Source organism: Streptomyces sp. SID3343, from assembly GCF_009865215.1.
Taxonomy (GTDB): Bacteria; Actinomycetota; Actinomycetes; order Streptomycetales; family Streptomycetaceae; genus Embleya.
Window position 1 is genome coordinate 1 of the sequence record NZ_WWJX01001412.1, and the last position, 440, is coordinate 440.

Sequence of the window (440 nt, forward strand, 5' to 3'; positions counted from 1 at the left end):
CGAGGCCGCCGACGTGTTGCCGCCCGCCACCGCCGACGCGCTGCGGGCGAGGATCGGGTCGTCGGGAAAGCCGGTGTTCGTGGTCGCCGTTCCGGCGAACTCGCCGCTGGCGTCGGCCGGTTCGCGCGCGGCCGTACTGTCGGGCCTGCGCGCGCAGGTGGGCCGCCCGGGGGTGTACGCGGTCGCGGTGGGCCGTACCTTCGATGCGGCGGCCGACGCGTCGGTGATGTCGCCCGCACGACTGGCCACCCTCAAGAGCGACACGCTGGCCGCGCACCAGGGCGACGGGCCGGCCCTGTTCACCGCGTTCGTCGACGGGGCGGTGGCCGACGCCGGCAAGACCACCGGGCCCGAACGTGGTGGCGGCGGCGCCGCGTGGGGTGGCCTCGCCGTGGTCGGGGCCGTGCTCGTGGCCGGCGTCGCCGGGGCGTTCGCGCTTC

Annotated in this window: 1 pseudogene; it reads left to right on the forward strand. The window is 77.5% G+C overall.

Features of this window, described 5'->3' with window-relative positions:
- Positions 1–440: pseudogene (locus GT354_RS44660) on the forward strand (hypothetical protein); the annotation flags it as partial.